We start from the raw sequence: 18,204 nt of genomic DNA on the forward strand, positions 1-18,204 counted from the left end.
GCGCGTCGCTCTTCGCGAGACGCCGGTGCGAACGTCGAGATCGCGCCAAGATCCTGGGGCGGCGAGGTGGGCCCCGTGCGGCTGCCATGCCGGCCGGCGGTGTGACGTTCACCGCTTGGGCCGGCAGGACTGTGCAGCTACGTTACTCATAAGTAGCATGGGTTCTGAGCGCGCGCTCAGCGCATCGCAGCAGTGCCATCCCGCACCCTGGAGGAGAGCCAATCGTGCCTCGTACCGTCAGGGACGTCGTCTTCGTCGACGGCGTCCGCACCCCGTTCGGCAAGGCGGGCCCGAAGGGGATCTACCACGAGACCCGTGCCGACGACCTCGTCGTGAAGGCGATCCGGGAGCTGCTGCGCCGCAACCCCGGCCTGGACCCGCAGAAGATCGACGAGGTCGCCATCGCCGCGACCACGCAGATCGGTGACCAGGGCCTGACCCTCGGCCGCACCGCCGGCATCCTCGCGGGCCTGCCGCAGTCCGTCCCCGGTTACTCGATCGACCGCATGTGCGCCGGCGCCCTGACCGCCGTGACGACCACCGCCGGTTCGATCGCCTTCGGCGCCTACGACGCCGTCATCGCCGGTGGCGTCGAGCACATGGGCCGCCACCCGATGGGCGAGGGCGTGGACCCGAACCCGCGGTTCGTCTCCGAGAAGCTGGTCGACGAGTCCGCCCTGTTCATGGGCATGACCGCGGAGAACCTGCACGACCGCTACCCGCACATCACCAAGCTGCGTACCGACGAGTACGCGGTGCGCTCGCAGGAGAAGGCCGCCAAGGCGTACGCCAACGGCAAGATCCAGCAGGACCTGGTGCCGATCTCGGTGCGCCGGACCAACCCCGAGGGCGGCGAGACGGGCTGGGGCCTGGTCACCGCCGACGAGCCGATGCGCCCGGGCACCACGCTGGAGAACCTGGCGGGCCTGAAGACGCCGTTCCGTGTGCACGGCCGGGTCACCGCCGGCAACGCGGCCGGTCTGAACGACGGCGCCACCGCGTCGATCATCGCGAGCGAGGACTTCGCCCGCGAGAACAACCTGCCGGTCCGGATGCGCCTCGTCTCCTACGCCTTCGCGGGCGTGGAGCCGGAGGTCATGGGCTACGGCCCGATCCCGGCCACGGAGAAGGCCCTCGCCAAGGCGGGCCTGTCCATCTCCGACATCGGCCTGTTCGAGATCAACGAGGCCTTCGCCATCCAGGTCCTGGCCTTCCTCGACCACTACGGCATCGCGGACGACGACGAGCGCGTCAACCAGTACGGCGGCGCCATCGCCTACGGCCACCCGCTTGCCTCCTCCGGCGTCCGTCTGATGACGCAGCTGGCCCGCCAGTTCGAGGAGCAGCCGCACGTCCGCTACGGCCTGACCACCATGTGCGTCGGCTTCGGCATGGGCGCGACGGTCGTCTGGGAGAACCCGCACTTCGAGGGGGACAAGTGAGCACCACCACCGAGCTTCTGAAGCAGGCTTCGGAGCTGTTTCCCGACGAGGTCGTCACCAGTGCGCACGTACGCCACTTCGACCTGCCGTTCGGCGCCGGCCGCTTCGCGCTGATCACGCTGGACAACGGCCTGGACCACACCAAGCCGACCACCTTCGGGCCCGCCTCGCTCGCGAACCTCGACACCGCGATCGACCAGGTGGAGAAGGAGGCCGCCGACGGCGAGATCGTCGGTGCCGGCATCACCGGCAAGCCGTTCATCTTCGCGGTCGGCGCCGACCTCAAGGGCGTCGAGCTGCTGAAGGAGCACGAGCACGCGCTCGCCATCGGCAAGGGCGGCCACGAGGTCTTCAAGCGCCTGTCGAAGCTGGCCGTCCCGACGTTCGCCTACTACAACGGCGCGGCGATGGGCGGCGGCGTCGAGGTGGGCCTGCACTGCACCTACCGGACCGTCTCCAAGGCGATCCCGGCGTTCTCCCTGCCCGAGGTCTTCCTCGGCCTGGTCCCCGGCTGGGGCGGCTGCACGCTGCTGCCCAACCTGATCGGCGCCGACAAGGCCGTCTCGGTCGTCATCGAGAACTCGCTGAACCAGAACAAGCAGCTCAAGGGCGCGCAGGTCTTCGAACTGGGCATCGCCGACGCCCTGTTCGAGGGCGCCGACTTCCTGGAGCAGTCGCTGCTGTGGACCGCCCAGGTCCTCAAGGGCGACCTCACGGTCGAGCGTCCGGCGATCGACCGCGGCGAGGCCTGGGACCAGGCGGTCGCGCGCGGCCGGTTCATCGCCGACTCCAAGGTGCACGGCGCGGCCCCGGCCGCCTACCGCGCGCTGGACATCATCGCCGCCGCGAAGAACGGCGACCTCCAGCAGGGCTACGACGCCGAGGACCAGGCCCTCGCCGACCTGATCATGGGCGGCGAACTGCGCTCCGGCATCTACGCGTTCAACCTCGTGCAGAAGCGCGGCAAGCGTCCCGCCGGCGCCCCGGACAAGAGCCTGGCCCGCCCGGTCACCAAGGTCGGTGTCGTCGGCGCCGGTCTGATGGCCTCCCAGCTCGCCCTGCTGTTCCTGCGCCGCCTGGAGGTGCCGGTCGTCCTGACCGACATCGACCAGGAGCGCGTCGACAAGGGTGTGGGCTACGTCCACGCCGAGATCGACAAGCTGCTCGGCAAGGGCCGCGTCAACCAGGACAAGGCCAACCGCCTCAAGGCCCTGGTCACCGGTGTGCTGGACAAGGCCGAGGGCTTCTCGGACGCGGACTTCGTCATCGAGGCCGTGTTCGAGGAGATCGGGGTCAAGCAGCAGGTGTTCGCGGAGGTCGAGGCGGTCGCCCCGGCGCACGCGATCCTGGCGACGAACACCTCGTCCCTCTCGGTCACCGAGATGGCCTCGAAGCTGAAGAACCCCGAGCGGGTCGTGGGCTTCCACTTCTTCAACCCGGTCGCGATCCTCCCGCTGCTGGAGATCGTGCGCGGCGAGCAGACCGACGACGCCTCGCTGGCCACCGCCTTCGCGGTCGCCAAGAAGCTGAAGAAGACCGCGGTGCTGGTCAAGGACGCCCCGGCGTTCGTCGTGAACCGCATCCTGACCCGCTTCATGGGCGAGATCCAGAACGTCATCGACGAGGGCACCCCGGTCGAGGTCGCCGAGAAGGCCGTCGAGCCGCTCGGTCTGCCGATGTCCCCGCTGGTGCTGCTGGAGCTGGTCGGCCCCGCCATCGGCCTGCACGTCTCGGAGACCCTCAACCGGGCCTTCCCCGACCGCTTCACCGTCTCCCCGAACCTGAAGGCGGTCGTCGAGGCCGGCAAGCGCGGCTTCTACGTCTACGACAGCGGCAAGCCGGAGCTGGACCCCGAGGTCGCCGCGCTGCTGAAGCAGGGTGACACCGTCCTCACCGAGGAGCAGGTGCGGGCCCGGGTGCTGGACGCGGTGGCGCAGGAGATCGGGCTCATGCTCGACGAGGGTGTCGTCGCCGAGGCCCAGGACATCGACCTGTGCCTGATCACCGGCGCCGGCTGGCCCTTCCACCTGGGCGGCATCACGCCGTACCTGGACCGTGAGGGCGTCTCGGAGCGCGTGAACGGCAAGAAGTTCCTGGCGCCGGGCGTGGCGAGCGTGCCCGCGTAACGCCTCCCCGGTCGGACGCCGGGTGCCCGTGCTCCTGAACGGAGTGCGGGCACCCGGCGTTTTTCCTGCCGTCCCCGCCCGGTGGCGCGCCGGACGGGCTCACGCCTCCTGCCACGCCTCCAGCGCCAGTCCCGGCTCGTCCTTGCGCCGGGTCAGCAGCAGCCGCCCGGTCGACGGGGACGACGTCGCCGCGACCACCCGGTCCTCCTCGTCCGTCGCGAGGCACACCAGCGCGTCCAGCGGGAGCTGCGGGCCCGACTCGGTCCACCAGGCGCCCGCCGGCTCCACCTCGGTCGGGTACGCGGCGAAGGCGACGCGTCCGCTCGCCGACCGCTGGGCCAACAGGGTGCAGTCGTAGCCGTCCAGCGCGCAGCGGACCGCCGCGACCGGGCCGGGGCCGGCCGCCGGGAGCAGGGTGGCCGGCGCGTCGCCGGGGCGCCAGGCGCACAGGTCGCCGGAGGTGTCGGTGTAGAAGACGGTCGTCCGGTCGGGCGAGGTGGCGAGGGCGCGCAGGGTGCCCGGACGGACCGGGGCCCTGAGGGTCTCCCGGAGCACCGGCTGGGCGCCCGGCTCCTCCTGGCGCCAGTACACCAGGCCCTGCGGTACCGCCGCGTACAGCTCGACCCTGCCGGACTCCCCCGTGACCGCGGCCGGCCCGTCCCTCACCTCGCCGCCCTTCAGGTCCCGCCAGGGCTCCCAGCCGCCCTTCTCCTTCTGCGCGAGCAGGCTCACCCCGCCGTCGCCGTCGGGCACGAAGAGATGGGCGCGGCCCTGGGCGTCGACGGCGACCGCGGGGGTGCCCGTCCGGTCGCCCTTCTTGTGCGGGTGGCCGACCGGGTTCCAGTCCAGGGCGGCGAGGTGCGGGCGGAAGTGCGTGGAGTGCACGAGCCCGGACTCGCCCTTGACGGTGGGCCGCCAGGAGACCAGATGGGCGTATCCGTCGGCGCCCTGACCGACCGCCAGGACGGGGTGCAGCCGCTGGTCGCCGCCCACCCGGCGCGGGGCGGACCAGGGGCCGCCGGGGCCGCGCTCCGCCCGGCACAGGACGGCGTCGCCCGATAGCTGGTAGACACTGAGCCGGCCGTCTCGGCCGCGGAGGAGCCAGTCGCCGTTCACCGGTTCACTCTAAGCCGCTCGGCAGCGGCCCCGGGTCCCGGGCCCCGCCCGCCGCCGTGGCACCCTTGCCGCATGACCGAGCCCCTGGACGCCCCGCCTCCCCCGGCCCCGCTGCTCGTGATCGTGGACGGCGCGAACGTCGTCGGTTCGCGGCCCGACGGCTGGTGGCGGGACCGTAAGGGGGCGGCCGAGCGGCTGCGGGACCGGCTGGCGGGCCAGGGCCTGCCCGGGCGGGCGGAACCGGTGGAGATCGTGCTCGTGGTCGAGGGCGCGGCCCGTGGTGTGGCATCGGTGCCGGGCGTACGGGTGGAGGCGGCGCCGGGCAGCGGTGACGACCGGATCGTGGAGCTGGCCGCCGAGAGCGCCGGCCGGGACCGCCTGGTGATCACCGCCGACCGGGAGCTGCGGCGCCGGGTGACCGGGCTGGGCGCGCAGGTGGCGGGCCCGCGTACGGTGCCGGGCTGAGCCGCGCCCGCTGTGCCGCCGGCATCCGGGTGTACAGCACCGCCCCGTCCACCCGGCCCGCCGGGGTGTACCCCGCGGCCAGCAGCCGGCGCAGGGTGGGGACGCGGTCGGGGGCGTAGGGCCCGCCCCGCGAGTCGTCCAGGACCAGGGCCGGGGCGTGCGCGGCCAGTTCCCGGCGGAAGACCGGCCAGGTGCCGGCGACGGCGTACCTCTCGCCGACCCGGAGGCCGTCGCGGCCACCGCTGTAGTTGGTGAGCAGGCCCGCGGTGAGGTAGCGGGTGGCGGGGGTGCGGCCGGCCAGCCAGTACGTCTCAGGGTGTATGCCCCAGACGAGGACGCGGTCGGCGGGTCCGGTGCGGTGGGCGAGGAGCGCCGCGAGCCGTTCGGCGTGCCGGAGTTCGGGGCGCGGGGCGAGCAGGCCCCAGGCGACGAAGAGGGCGCAGCAGCAGGCGGAGACGCGGACGGCGGCCCGGTGCCGGTCCCGGGGCGGGACCTGGAGCGCTGCGGTCGCCAGGAGGGCGAGCGGCGGGGTGAGCTGGAGGTAGTAGTGGCCGAAGAAGTGGAAGCCGAGGGTGACGGCGGCGGCCGAGGAGGCCAGCCACAGCCACAGCTCGGGCGCCGGGGAGCGGGCGGTGCGCAGGGCCCGTACGACGGGTGGGAGCAGGCCCGCCGACGCCCCGGCCAGGAGCGCGGTGTTGGCCGACACGCGGGCCAGGACGTGAAGTCCGGAGCCGGTCGGGGAGGCGTACGCGGCGGAGCCGGTCACCGTCCAGAACAGGAAGCCGGCCGGACCGGTGAGCAGGGCCGCGACGGCCACCGGCAGGACGCAGCCGGCCGCGAGCCGTGCCACGTCCGCGCGCGGGGCGCCCCGGCGGTACAGCAGCCAGGCCACCGGCAGCAGCACCGCTCCCCCGGTCTGCTTGGTCAGGAACGCGGCGGCGACGGCGGTCCCGGCCGCGCCCCAGCGGCCCCGGTCGGCGCACCACACGGCCGCGGCGGTGCCGGGCAGCATGAACACCTCGAAGGTGGCGGCCTGCGCGTCCTCGGGGTTGAGGCCGACGGAGACCAGCAGGTACAGCACCCCGGCGGTGCGGCCCGCGCGGTCGCCCCAGCGGCGCCGGGCGAGGGAGGCCAGAGCCACGGCGGTCAGTAGCTGGGCGAGGACGGCGAGCACCCGCAGCGGGGTCAGCGAGCCGGATCCGCAGAGCGCGAACGCGGCCTGGTACAGCCAGGGCAGCAGCGGCGGTTTGCGGTCCACCACCGTGTCGTACAGCCGGCCTCCCTGGAGCAGCAGCCGGGCCTGTACGGCGAGATAGCCCTCGTCGGGGTTCCACACCGGCCGGACGAAGGACGGGATCCGGGTGGCGCAGGCCAGGGCCGTCAGGAGGGGCAGCAGCCGCGGCCAGTACGCCGTCCGGGTGACCTCGGTCCGTGCGGGGGCGAGCGGGGCGGCGAGCATGTCAGCACGCTATCCGGCCCCGCGGTCCGCGCCGGGGCGGACATACGGGGCCGGGGCGGAACGCATCCGGTCAGGCGGTGCGGTCAGGCGGGGTCCCCGCTCGGCGGAGGGGCGGTCCGGTCGGCCGCGGCCCTCTCCCGCAGGCCGAGACGGCTGTGCGAGCGGCCGTAGAGGAAGTAGACGACGAAGCCGATGACCATCCAGGCCGCGAAGCGCAGCCAGGTCTCGGCGGGCAGGTTCAGCATCAGCCACAGCGAGGCGCACACCGACAGGAAAGGCAGGACCGGGACCCACGGGGTGCGGAACGCGCGGGGCAGGTCGGGGCGGGTCCTGCGGAGGATGACGACGCTGATCGCGACGACGACGAACGCGAACAGCGTGCCGATGTTCACCAGTTCGCCGAGGGTCGTCAGGCTGGTGAAGCCCGCGACGATCGCGATGATGACGCCGAGCAGGATCGTCGGCCGGTACGGCGTGCGGAAGCGGGGATGGGTGCGCGAGAAGAACCGCGGCAGCAGCCCGTCGCGGCTCATCGCGAAGAACACCCGGGTCTGGCCGAGCAGCAGGATCATGCAGACGGTGATGAGCCCGATGGTGGCGCCGAAGCTGATGACGCCCGCGAACCAGGGGTGTCCCGTGGCTTTGAAGGCCTCCGCGAGCGGGGCCTGCACGGACAGCCTGGTGTACTTCTCCATACCGGTGACGACGATCGACACCGCCACGTAGAGCAGTGTGCAGATGATGAGGGAGCCGATGATGCCGCGGGGCATGTCGCGCTGCGGGTTGCGGGTCTCCTCGGCGGCCGTGGCCACCACGTCGAAGCCGATGAAGGCGAAGAACACGATCGAGGCGCCGGTGAAGACGCCCATCACGCCGTAGCTGGACGGTGCCCAGCCGAACATGAGCTGGATCAGGGGGGCCTTGAGGTCGCTGCCGGCCTGTGCGGGCCGCGCCGGGGGGATGTACGGGTGGTAGTTGGCCGCTTTGACGATGAACGAGCCCGCGATGATCACGATGAGCACGACGGTCACCTTCACCGCCACGACCACCTGGGTGACGCGCGCGGACAGCTTCATGCCGACGACGAGCACGGCCGTGAGCGCCAGCACCAGAAGGGCGGCGAAGATGTCGAACCCGAAGCCGTGGGCGTTGTCCCGGCCGCCGAGCACGGCGGGGACGTGCCAGCCGATGTTGGTGTCGAGGAACGACCGGAAATAGCCCGACCAGCCGACGGCTACCACCGCCGTGCCCAGCGCGAACTCCAGGACCAGGTCCCAGCCGATGATCCAGGCGGGCAGCTCGCCGATCGAGGCGTACGAGAAGGTGTACGCCGACCCCGCCACGGGGACGCTGGAGGCGAACTCGGCGTAGCAGAGGGCGGCGAGGGCGCAGGCGACGCCCGCGGCGACGAACGACAGGGAGATCGCGGGGCCCGCGGTCGTCTTGGCGACCGACCCGGTGTAGACGAAGATGCCGGTGCCGATGATCACACCCACACCGAACACGGTCAGGTCCAGCGCGGACAGGGACTTCTTGAGCGCGTGCTCCGGCTCCTCGGTGTCGAGGATGGACTGCTCGACCTTCTTCGTCCTGAAGAGGGTACTGCTCACGGGCCTACCTCCCACACGCTTGTCGTCCTCGACATGATTCGAGAGGGCCGGGGACGCGTGTGCCCCGGCACAGGCAGGTTCACGCAAAAACGCCGGCTCCGCCACCTGGCGTGGCGGAACCGGCGTCCAAGAGCGCATGGTTCTAGTCGCGCGCGGGCTCCACGGAGTCCACCGCGTCGGCCGCGCGGTCGAACCGGCCGTCCAGCTTGGAGACCAACCCCGTGACCTGGCGGGCGATGTCCGGCGCGGTCAGCCCGATCTCGGCGAGCACCTCGGCGCGGGAGGCGTGGTCGAGGAAGCGCGGCGGGATGCCGAAGTCGCGCAGCGGCACGTCCACGCCCGCGTCGCGCAGGGCCTGGGCGATCGCGGAGCCGACACCGCCGACGCGGCTGTTGTCCTCGACGGTGACGACGACCCGGTGCCGCTCGGCCAGCGGGGCCATGGCCTCGTCGACGGGCTTGACCCAGCGCGGGTCGACCACGGTGGTGGAGATCCCCTGCCGGTCCAGCAGGGCCGCGATCTCCAGGCACATCGGGGCCAGGGCGCCCACGGAGACCAGTAGCACGTCCGGGCGTTCGGTGCCGGGCTCACGCAGCACGTCCATGCCGCCGACCCGGCCCACGGCCGGTACGGCGGGGCCGACGGCGCCCTTGGAGAAGCGCACCACGGTCGGCGCGTCCTCGACGGCGACGGCCTCGCGGAGCTGGGCGCGGACCTGGTCGGCGTCGCGCGGCGCGGCGAGCCGCAGCCCCGGCACGACCTGGAGGAGGGACATGTCCCACATGCCGTTGTGCGAGGCGCCGTCGGTGCCCGTGACACCGGCCCGGTCGAGCACGAAGGTCACCCCGCACCGGTGCAGGGCGACGTCCATGAGGACCTGGTCGAAGGCGCGGTTGAGGAAGGTGGCGTACACGGCGAAGACGGGGTGCAGCCCGCCGTGCGCGAGGCCCGCCGCGGAGACGGCGCCGTGCTGCTCGGCGATCCCGACGTCGTACACCCGCTCGGGGAAGCGCTTGGCGAACTTGTCCAGGCCGACAGGCTGGAGCATGGCCGCGGTGATCGCGACGATGTCCTCGCGCTCCTCGCCGAGCCGCACCATCTCCTCGCCGAACACGGAGGTCCAGTCGGCACCGGAGGAGGCGATCGGCAGCCCGGTGTCGGGGTGGATCTTGCCGACGGCGTGGAAGCGGTCGGCCTCGTCCTGGAGGGCCGGCTGGTAGCCGCGGCCCTTCTCGGTCAGGCAGTGCACGATCACCGGGCCGCCGAACCGCTTGGCCCGGGCCAGCGCCGACTCCAGCGCCTCGATGTCGTGCCCGTCGATCGGGCCGACGTACTTCAGGCCCAGGTCCTCGAACATGCCCTGCGGGGCGATGAAGTCCTTCAGCCCCTTCTTGGCGCCGTGCAGCGTCTCGTACAGCGGCCGTCCGACGACCGGGGTCCGGTCGAGGATGTCCTTCGTCCGGGCCAGGAAGCGCTCGTAGCCGTCGGTCGTGCGCAGCGTCGCCAGGTGGTTGGCGAGCCCGCCGATGGTCGGGGCGTAGGAGCGCTCGTTGTCGTTGACGACGATGACGAGCGGGCGGTCCTTGGCCTCGGCGATGTTGTTCAGCGCCTCCCAGGCCATGCCGCCGGTCAGCGCGCCGTCACCGATGACGGCGACGACCCGGCTGTCCCGCTCGCGCAACTGGTTGGCCTTGGCGATGCCGTCGGCCCAGCCGAGGACCGTGGAGGCGTGGCTGTTCTCGATGACGTCGTGCTCGGACTCGGCCTGCGAGGGGTAGCCCGACAGGCCGCCCTTCATCTTCAGCCGGGAGAAGTCCTGCCGGCCGGTGAGCAGCTTGTGCACGTAGGACTGGTGGCCGGTGTCCCACAGCACCTTGTCCTTCGGCGAGTCGAAGACCCGGTGCAGGGCGATGGTCAGCTCCACCACACCGAGGTTCGGGCCGAGGTGGCCGCCGGTCTTGGAAACCGCGTCGACGAGGAAGGTCCGGATCTCCCCTGCAAGCTGTTCCAGCTCCTCCAGGCTGAGCCGGTCCAGATCGCGCGGTCCCGTGATGCGGGTCAGCAGCGGCACCCGTGCCTCCTTGCAGTAGAGCTGATCGAGCTTTGCCGGGCGCGTCGAGTCTAATGTTCCGGCGTGGCGCGCGGTGCTCCTGGTCGTCGAGCGGGCCGCACTCGATCGGGCAATGTCGGCAGGGTGTCCGGTCGGCCGTGTGACTGACCTCACGCGTCACGGAAAGGGCGACTAACCACCGCGGTTCCGCGGCCGGCCGCGGAACCGGTGACGTCCGGCTCCGCGGCGGTCCTCCTGCTCCTACTCCAGGTGCATACCCAGGATGTGTGCGAAAGCCCGCCACTTCATGACGGCGAACTCCTTGTTGACCCCGTCCGGGATGGTGGGGTGGGTGACGGTCGCATACACCTTCAGGCGCAGGAACCCCTGCTTGTCGTTGTAGAAGCGGAACCGGACCATTGAGTCCTTGCCGTCGAAGTGCCCCTTCTGCGCGAGGAAGAACCAGGTGTAGTCATAGCTTTTGCTCTTGTGGTAGCGCACCGGCGCGTTCTTGCACGCGTAGTGGCCTATACCACAAGCCTTGAGCTTGATGTACTGGTTCTCTGAGGGGAACTTCTTCGGTGCGCCGTCCACCGGGAAGCTGCAGTTGAAACAGCGGTGAAGCTCGTCCCAGGCCCTCTTGGGCTTGAGCTTCAGCTTCCGCACGTCGGTGGCGCCCACCCGCTCACCGACGAAGAAGTCGACGTCGTACAGGACACGGTCGGTGGATTGGAGCGAGGCCTGCACCCGCGGGGCCGCCTGCTGGGCGGCCGCGGCAGGATGGCTGGCCGCGGAGGCCGCCAGCGCGGGCGTCGTCAGGAACGTGGTCATCAACAGCGCGGCAGACCCTGCGGCTGCCATGATTTTCTTCATATCATCCTCCCCGTCCGGGTGCGAGCCGACAAACGTCCCGCACCTGGTCATATGGTCTTACAGCTCACGAAGTATCGCCGAGGACCTGACTGTTCGTCACTTCAATTCGTGGCTAGGGGAGATGGCGCCTCCGGCTCGCCGGACGGGCGGGCACACGGTGGTCGCGCGGACCGATGCCCGTCGATGCGAACCGGGACTGCCCCGGCGCCTGGAAGGCACCGGGGCAGCTCTTCGTACCCGCTCGGGTTGTCCGGCTCAGGCGCGACCAGCGGTCTTCTGCGTCTTGCGGGTGATCGAGTCGATCACGACCGTGGTCAGCAGAACCGCCGCGGTGATCATGTACTTCACCGGCTCCGCGATGGACTCTAGCTGGAGCCCGTACTGGATCGAGACGATCACCAGCACGCCCAGCAGGGCATTCCAGGTACGGCCCCGGCCGCCGAACAGCGACGTGCCACCGATGACGGCGGCCGCGATCGCGTTCATGAGCAGGTCACCGGTACCGGCGCTCTGGTTCGCCGAGGCGATCTTCGACGCCAGGAACAGGCCGCCGATCGCCGCGAAGCCACCGGAGATCGCGAAGACGGAGATGCGCACCGCCGTCACGTTGATACCCGCGCGCCGGGACGCCTCGACGCTGCCGCCGAGCGCGAAGATCTTGCGACCGTACGTGGTGCGCCGCAGCACGAAGTCCGAGCCGATCAGGAACACCAGGAAGATCACGGTGGCCAGCGGCAGACCCTTGTACTGGTTGTACATGTACGCCGCGGCGAACGAGATCACTGCCAGCAGAACGGTCCGTACGACCGTGTCGCTGAGCGGCCGGGACGGGACGCCCACGGTCTCCCGGCGCCGGTTGGCGAGGAACGAGGTGAGGAAGAACACTGCGACCACGACCACAGCGAGCCCGTACGCGGCGGCCACGTCCGAGAAGTAGTACGTGGTGAGCTTGCCGACCAGACCGTCCGAGTCGAGGTTGATCGTGCCGTCCGCGCCCAGTACCTTCAGCATGAAGCCGAGCCAGAACAGCAGGCCGGCGAGGGTGACGGCGAAGGCGGGCGCGCCGAGCACCGCGAAGAAGAAGCCGTGCAGCGCCCCGATGGCGGCGCCGGAGACGATGGCGAGCAGTACGGCCGCCCACTCCGGCCAACCCTGGTTGACCGCGAGTACGGCCGCGAGGGCGCTGGCCGCGCCGCTGACCGAGCCGACGGACAGGTCGATCTCGCCGAGCAGCAACACGAAGACGATGCCAACCGAGATCATGCCCGTGCCGACCATCGTGATCGTGATGTCGTTGATGTTCTGCGCGGACAGGAAGTTGGAGTTCAGCACCTGGAAGATCACACAGATGATCGCCAGGCCCACGACGACGGGCATGGAGCCCAGCTCGCCGGCCTTCATTTTACGCTTGAACTCGTTCCAGTAGCCCAGCAGGCCCTGCTCGCGGACGAGGAGACGGGGGTCAACGGCGGTGACCGCGGCGGCCGCCGCCTCGGGGTTCTCGACAACGTGCCCGTCATGCCCGGGCGTCTTGTCGAGATTCGCGGAGGTGTTGTCGACGCTCACTTGGAAACCTCCCCGTTCGTGCTGGATGTGCGCGCCGCACGGCGGGTCACGGCATTGTCGGTGGCGCCGGTGATGGCGGAGATGATCTCCTCCTGCGAGGTCGTGCTGACCTTGAAGACGCCGTTGTTGCGGCCGAGGCGCAGAACGGCGACCTTGTCGGCCACCGCCTTCACGTCCGCCATGTTGTGGCTGATGAGGATGACGGCGTGGCCGCGCTCACGCAGACGCTCCACGAGGTCGAGGACCTGCGCGGTCTGCTCGACACCGAGGGCCGCGGTGGGCTCGTCGAGGATGACCAGCTTGGGCTCGCCGAGCATGGACCGGGCGATGGCCACGGTCTGGCGCTGGCCCCCGGAGAGCGAGGCGATCGGGATGCGGACGCTGGGGATGCGGATCGACAGCGTGGTGAGCAGTTCGCGGGAGCGGCGCTCCATCTCGACCTCGTCCAGGACGCCCCACTTCTTCAGCTCACGGCCGAGGAAGAGGTTGCCGACGACATCGATGTTGTCGCACAGAGCGAGGTCCTGGTAAACCGTCGCGATGCCCAGGGCCTGGGCGTCGTGCGGCCTGTTGATGGAGACGGGCTTGCCGTCCCACTCGATGACGCCCTCATCGATGGGGTGAACGCCGGCGATCGTCTTGACCAGCGTGGACTTTCCGGCGCCGTTGTCGCCCACCAGGGCGACCACCTCACCGGGGTGGACCTCAAGCTCTACGTCGGTGAGCGCCTGAACGGCACCGAACCGCTTGGAGACCCCGCGCAACGCCAGCACGGGCGTAGCGGACACGTGAACCATCTCCTTCGCCGCCTGACCCGGCGGGAGGTTGTGCAGAAAGAATGGGGGGAGTTCCGTCCGGCGCCCCGCCTCGAGCTTGCGGGGCTGCGTGATGTGCGCGGGGCACCGGCGGAGCCGGGGAGCAGCCGGTCGCTTTCCCGGCGGGCACTCGAAGACGAAGGCCCGCGCGGGGGAAGAGACTCCGGACTGCCTACTTGAGGCCGATCTTGTCGCAGGCGGCCTTGTACTTAGTCGTGCAGATGTCGCCGACGGTGTAGATGCCGTCCTTGATGACGGTGTCCTTGATGTTGTCCTTCGTCAGGGAGACGACAGGAACGAGGACCGAGGGGACGTCCTTGGTGCTGCCACTGGAGACCTTGTCCTTGGCGATGGAGTCCAGGCTCTGCCCCTTGGCGAGCGCCACGGCCATCTGGGCGGCGATGTCCGCCTCCTGGGGGTACGACTTGTAGACGCTCATGTACTGCTCACCGGAGACGATACGCTGCACACCGGCCAGCTCGGCGTCCTGGCCCGTGACCGGGACCTTGAGGCCGGCCGCGCTGAGGGCGGTGATGATACCGCCGGCCATGCCGTCGTTGGCGGAGTAGACGCCCGCGATCTTGTTCTTGCCAACCGCGGAGATCGCCGCCTCCATCTCGGAGTTGGCGTTGTCCGGCGACCACTCCTTGGTGTCGTACTCCTTGGCGATGGTGACCTTGCCGTCCAGGACGCTGTGGGCGCCCTTCTTGAACTGGGCCGCGTTCGGGTCGGTGACCGAGCCGTTGATCATGACGATCTTGGAGGACTTGGTGGCCTTGCCACCCAGCGCTGCCAGCAGGGCCTGGCCCTGCGTCTGGCCGACCTTCTCGTTGTCGAACGAGGTGTAGGCGCTGATCGGGCCCTCGGCGAGGCGGTCGTAGGCGACGACCTTGATGCCGGCCTGCTGGGCCTTCTGGACGGAGTTCTGGATGGCCTTGGCGTCCACCGCGTCCAGGATGAGCACGTCCACGTGGTTGGTGATCATCGTGTCGACCTGCTGGGCCTGGAGGTTCGCGTCCTGGCGGGCGTTGTTGTACTGGACGGTCGCCTTGCCGTTCGTCAGCGCGCTGATCTTCTTCTCGATCAGCGGCTTGTCGAACTTTTCGTACCGCGCGGTCTTGTTCTCCGGAAGCAGGAGACCGACCTTGATGCTGTCGCCCTTCTTGGCCGAGTCCGAGGAAGAGCTGTCGCCGCCCTTGGACTCCTTGGCACTGCCACAGGCGGCCAGCGAGACGGCCATCGCACCGGCGGCAACGGCAACGGCGGCACGACGCATACGTGCGTTCACTTGAGAAACCTCCCTGACGAGGCCGCGTCGTTGCGGCCGAGGTGGCTGGAAGTCAACTCGGCCACACGTGCGACGTCAAGAAGTAAATCCTTAACGAGATGGCAACGGTGCCATCCGTTCTCTAAGTGAAGGCAGGGGTCGCCACCGGGAACGCCCCCTCCAAAAGGGTCGAATCGCCCATCTCGCTGAGAGCGAGGGCGAGTGCCCCCAGCACCTCCGCACGGCCGCCAAGTGCCCCGGGCAGCACGGACAGTTGGCGCGCCGCGCTAGGGATGGCGTAGCGGCCGACCGACTCCCTGATGGGCCCGAGGACCAGCTCACCGGCCTCGGCGAGATCACCGCCGAGGACCACCCGGCTAGGGTTCAGCAGGTTGCAGAGATTGGCCACTCCGCTGCCGATGTGGCGGCCCACGTCGGCGACCACGCGACGGCAGCCGGGGTCACCGTCCCTGGCCAGCCGTACGACGCCCTCCATCGTCAGATCGCTGCCGTGACTCGGCTGGAGCAGCGGGAGCACGTAGCGTGCCGCCGCGAAGGTCTCCAGGCAGCCGCGGTTGCCGCAGCGGCAGACCGGACCGGACTCGTCGAGGGTGATGTGCCCGATCTCGCCCGCCGTGCCGCCGGGGCCGCGGTAGATCTTCCCGTCGATCACCAGACCGGCGCCGACACCGCTCGCGACCTTGATGTACGCCAGGTCCCGCACGCCCTTGCCGCTGCCCCAGACCAGCTCGCCGAGGGCGCCGAGGTTGGCGTCGTTGTCCACGTGCACGGGCACGCCGAGCCGTTCGCGCAGCTCCTCGGCGGGCTTGGTGCCGCCCCAGCCGGGCAGGATCGCGGTGGACCCCAGCGTCCCCGACTCCACGTCGATCGGGCCCGGCACGCCGAGTCCCACGCCGGCCACCTTGGACCGGTCCACCCCGGTCGCCGCGACCAGCCGGCTGACAAGCTGTTCGGCCCGGTCGAAGCCCTGGTCGGCGGAGGCGTCGACGTCCAGCGGCTCCGCCTCCTCGGCCAGCACCTGGTGGGCGAGGTTCCCGATCGCGACGCGCAGATGGGTGTGACCGAAGTCGACGCCGATCACGATGCCGGCGTCCCCGCTCAGGCTGACGCTGCGGGCCCGCCGCCCGCCCGCCGAGGTGGGCGTGACCTCTACGGTTCCGCCGTCCTTCAGTTCCCGCACGATGTTGGAGACGGTCGCGGCCGACAGACCGGTCGTCCGCGCGATCTCCGCCTGCGTGAGGGACCCGGCCAGGCGCACGGCCCGGACGACCCGCTCCAGGTTGGCTCGGTGCAGTGATGACTGCGACCCTGGAGTCTCCACGACGACCTCCTGAGCGCGGGGCCGCTTCGGTGAGGCCCCGTGTATGTCCAACTAGTGAACTCTAAGCTGAGCCGTTCGGGGTGACTCCCGTCAAGAGGTTGAACCGTTTCCGGGTATCCGGACACACGCGTGCGCGCCGCCCCCGAAAGCCCGGAGCGGCGTGCAGGCGAACGGTCGCGGAGTGCGGTTACTTCAGGGTCGCCGAGGTCAGCCCCGCCTGCACCTGGCGCTGGAAGGACAGGTACACCACCAGCATCGGGATCATGGCAATGGTCACACCCGCGAACAGAACCGGCAGGTCGGCGGCGTATCCCTGCTGCTGGTTCAACTGGATCAGGCCCTGGGTGAGGACGTACCGTTCGGGGTCGGAGCCGCTCTGCGGCTGCATGAGGACCGTGGGCAGGATGAACTGGTTCCACTGACCCAGCGTGTTGAAGATCCCCACACTGATCAGTCCCGGCTTGGCCATGGGCAGCATCACCTGGAAGAACGTCCGGGTGTGCGAGGCGCCGTCCAGAACGGCCGCCTCGAAGACCGCGGTGGGCAGGGTCCGGAAGAAGGCGTGCATGAAGAACACCGTGAACGGCATCGAGTAGGCGATGTAGACCAGGACCAGCCCCTGGTAGGTGTTCAGCATGTCCAGCCGTTTGACCATGAAGAACAGCGGGACCAGCGCCAGGAACACCGGGAACATCGCGCCGGCGACGAAGAAGTAGTACAGCAGCCGGCTGCCCGGGAACGGGTACCGGGCCAGCACGTACGCGGCCATCGAGCCGAGCAGCATGGTCAGCGGCACGGAGAAGACCAGGACGATCACGGTGTTCAGGAAGTAGTCGCCGATGCCCTTGCCCCAGGCGCGGGCGAAGACGTCCAGGGACCAGTGCCGGGGCCAGCCGAAGGCGGAGCCGCCGATCTGGGCGTCGGTCTTGAAGGAGCTGAGCACCAGCCACAGCAGCGGCAGCACGATCAGCAGGGCCCACAGGGCGAGGAAGCCGTGCGAGAAGGCGTTCAGGACCACGCCCTCGCCGCGCCGGCCGCCTGCCGGCAGGGGAGTCCTGGCGACGGGCCGCCCGGCCGGCGCGGGGGCGGTTTCCTTGATGGGTGTGCTCATCGTCGTCTCTCCCGCTCAGAACTCGATGCGCTCGCGGCGGGTGGCGCGCAGCGTGACCACGGACAGGACCAGCGTGAGCAGCAGCATGACGACGCCCATGGCGCAGGCGTAGCCGCTCTTGCCGTAGTAGAGGAAGTTGCGCATCATCACCGTCGACATCACGTCGCTGTGGTGGTCGGGGCCGCCGCCGTACGCGCCCATGTTCTGGGTCATGGCCGAGACCAGTACGAACATGTCCATGGCGACGATGCCGAGATAGACCCAGGCGGTCTGCACCGAGTCCCACAGCAGGGGCAGGGTGATGCGGAAGAAGGACTGGTTGCGGCTCGCCCCGTCGATCAGGGCGGCCTCGTAGATGTCCCGCGGGATCGACTGCATGGCGGCGGAGAACAGCACGAGGTAGAAGCCGACGCCGTGCCAGACCACGACCACCATCAGCGCCCAGAGCACCATGTTCGGCTCGTTGAGCCACTCCACGGGGTTGTCGGCGTCGACCAGCCCCGTCTTGATCAGCAGGCCGTTGAGCAGGCCGCCGCCGTCGCTGCGGTACACGGCGTTGAAGAGGACCGCGAGGATCGCCAGGGACAGCACCTGCGGAAAGAAGTAGAGGATCTTGTAGAACGCCGCTCCTTCGACTCCCCGCACCCCGCCGGCCCGGCTGCGCCCGCCCGCGTTCAGCATGAAGGCGAAGAACAGGGCGAGCAGAATCGTGATCACCGGGATGAAGATCAGAAAGAGGATGTTGTGCCAGACGGCCTCCAGGAAGATGTCGTCCTGGAACAGCGCCCGGTAATTGTCCAGGCCGACGAAGCGGAAGGTCTGCGACTGCCCCTTCCAGTCGGTCAGTGAATAGCCGATCGTCTGGATGTACGGCCAGATCACGAAGATCAGATAAAGCGCCACGGGGACGAGGAGAAACCCCGTGACGAACCGGTACTGCCCTTTGCGCATACCTGCCCCTG

At 70.0% G+C, this 18,204-nt stretch carries 14 protein-coding genes; 3 read left to right on the forward strand and 11 right to left on the reverse strand.

The genetic code is table 11. From position 1 onward, the window contains the following. Positions 1 to 224: 224 nt before the first annotated feature. A complete protein-coding gene (locus tag D9753_RS07845) occupies positions 225 to 1,442 on the forward strand; it encodes a thiolase family protein (protein WP_121786346.1) in 1,218 nt (405 codons plus the stop codon). Continuing rightward, positions 1,439 to 3,568, forward strand: a complete 2,130-nt coding sequence (locus D9753_RS07850; protein WP_121786347.1) for a 3-hydroxyacyl-CoA dehydrogenase NAD-binding domain-containing protein — start codon at positions 1,439 to 1,441, stop codon at positions 3,566 to 3,568. Before D9753_RS07845 ends, D9753_RS07850 begins: the two co-directional genes overlap by 4 nt. Before the next feature lie 99 nt (positions 3,569 to 3,667). On the opposite strand, the gene D9753_RS07855 is transcribed toward D9753_RS07850, so the two are convergent. Beyond that, positions 3,668 to 4,684, reverse strand: coding sequence for a hypothetical protein (locus D9753_RS07855; RefSeq protein WP_121786348.1), 1,017 nt, complete (start codon positions 4,682 to 4,684; stop codon positions 3,668 to 3,670). Positions 4,685 to 4,756: 72 nt separating this feature from the next. Here D9753_RS07855 and D9753_RS07860 point away from each other — a divergent pair, with 72 nt between their 5' ends. After that, the gene (locus D9753_RS07860; protein WP_121786349.1) at positions 4,757 to 5,149 is read left to right on the forward strand and encodes a PIN domain-containing protein; all 393 of its coding nucleotides are present in this window, start codon (positions 4,757 to 4,759) and stop codon (positions 5,147 to 5,149) included. Here D9753_RS07860 and D9753_RS07865 read toward each other — a convergent pair. The 10 genes from D9753_RS07865 to D9753_RS07910 form a co-directional block, all read right to left on the reverse strand. Continuing rightward, positions 5,070 to 6,608: a glycosyltransferase family 39 protein gene (locus D9753_RS07865; protein WP_121786350.1), complete on the reverse strand. Its 1,539-nt coding sequence runs from the start codon at positions 6,606 to 6,608 to the stop codon at positions 5,070 to 5,072. The genes D9753_RS07860 and D9753_RS07865 overlap by 80 nt on opposite strands. Before the next feature lie 83 nt (positions 6,609 to 6,691). Continuing rightward, on the reverse strand, positions 6,692 to 8,218 hold the full coding sequence (locus tag D9753_RS07870) for an amino acid permease (protein WP_121786351.1): 1,527 nt from the start codon (positions 8,216 to 8,218) through the stop codon (positions 6,692 to 6,694). Between the two features lie 142 nt (positions 8,219 to 8,360). Next, a complete protein-coding gene (dxs, locus tag D9753_RS07875; protein ID WP_121786352.1) occupies positions 8,361 to 10,289 on the reverse strand; it encodes a 1-deoxy-D-xylulose-5-phosphate synthase in 1,929 nt (642 codons plus the stop codon). A 240-nt stretch (positions 10,290 to 10,529) separates the two neighbouring features. Continuing rightward, complete coding sequence (locus D9753_RS07880) at positions 10,530 to 11,129, reverse strand: hypothetical protein (RefSeq protein WP_163010648.1); 600 nt, start codon at positions 11,127 to 11,129, stop codon at positions 10,530 to 10,532. 267 nt (positions 11,130 to 11,396) lie between these two features. Continuing rightward, complete coding sequence (locus D9753_RS07885) at positions 11,397 to 12,707, reverse strand: sugar ABC transporter permease (protein ID WP_121786354.1); 1,311 nt, start codon at positions 12,705 to 12,707, stop codon at positions 11,397 to 11,399. Further along, on the reverse strand, positions 12,704 to 13,504 hold the full coding sequence (locus tag D9753_RS07890) for an ATP-binding cassette domain-containing protein (RefSeq protein WP_121786355.1): 801 nt from the start codon (positions 13,502 to 13,504) through the stop codon (positions 12,704 to 12,706). Before D9753_RS07890 ends, D9753_RS07885 begins: the two co-directional genes overlap by 4 nt. 190 nt (positions 13,505 to 13,694) lie before the next feature. Continuing rightward, a complete protein-coding gene (locus D9753_RS07895) occupies positions 13,695 to 14,798 on the reverse strand; it encodes a substrate-binding domain-containing protein (protein WP_163010916.1) in 1,104 nt (367 codons plus the stop codon). A 133-nt stretch (positions 14,799 to 14,931) separates the two neighbouring features. Then, positions 14,932 to 16,131 carry an ROK family transcriptional regulator gene (locus D9753_RS07900; protein ID WP_121786357.1) on the reverse strand — a complete coding sequence of 400 codons (1,200 nt, stop codon included), beginning with the start codon at positions 16,129 to 16,131 and terminating at the stop codon, positions 14,932 to 14,934. A gap of 187 nt (positions 16,132 to 16,318) precedes the next feature. After that, on the reverse strand, positions 16,319 to 17,242 hold the full coding sequence (locus D9753_RS07905) for a carbohydrate ABC transporter permease (RefSeq protein ID WP_121786358.1): 924 nt from the start codon (positions 17,240 to 17,242) through the stop codon (positions 16,319 to 16,321). A gap of 15 nt (positions 17,243 to 17,257) precedes the next feature. Beyond that, the gene (locus D9753_RS07910; RefSeq protein WP_121786359.1) at positions 17,258 to 18,193 is read right to left on the reverse strand and encodes a carbohydrate ABC transporter permease; all 936 of its coding nucleotides are present in this window, start codon (positions 18,191 to 18,193) and stop codon (positions 17,258 to 17,260) included. Between the last annotated feature and the right edge of the window lie 11 nt (positions 18,194 to 18,204).

Source organism: Streptomyces dangxiongensis (assembly GCF_003675325.1).
Lineage (GTDB): Bacteria > Actinomycetota > Actinomycetes > Streptomycetales > Streptomycetaceae > Streptomyces > Streptomyces dangxiongensis.

Excerpts from the sequence above, each read along its gene's own strand:
- D9753_RS07860 (WP_121786349.1), top strand. The coding sequence starts at position 4,757 with ATGACCGAGCCCCTGGACGCCCCGCCTCCCCCGGCCCCGCTGCTCGTG.
- D9753_RS07865 (WP_121786350.1), bottom strand. The coding sequence starts at position 6,608 with ATGCTCGCCGCCCCGCTCGCCCCCGCACGGACCGAGGTCACCCGGACG.
- D9753_RS07880 (WP_163010648.1), bottom strand. The coding sequence starts at position 11,129 with ATGGCAGCCGCAGGGTCTGCCGCGCTGTTGATGACCACGTTCCTGACG.
- D9753_RS07890 (WP_121786355.1), bottom strand. The coding sequence starts at position 13,504 with ATGGTTCACGTGTCCGCTACGCCCGTGCTGGCGTTGCGCGGGGTCTCC.
- D9753_RS07895 (WP_163010916.1), bottom strand. The coding sequence starts at position 14,798 with ATGCGTCGTGCCGCCGTTGCCGTTGCCGCCGGTGCGATGGCCGTCTCG.
- D9753_RS07905 (WP_121786358.1), bottom strand. The coding sequence starts at position 17,242 with ATGAGCACACCCATCAAGGAAACCGCCCCCGCGCCGGCCGGGCGGCCC.
- D9753_RS07910 (WP_121786359.1), bottom strand. The coding sequence starts at position 18,193 with ATGCGCAAAGGGCAGTACCGGTTCGTCACGGGGTTTCTCCTCGTCCCC.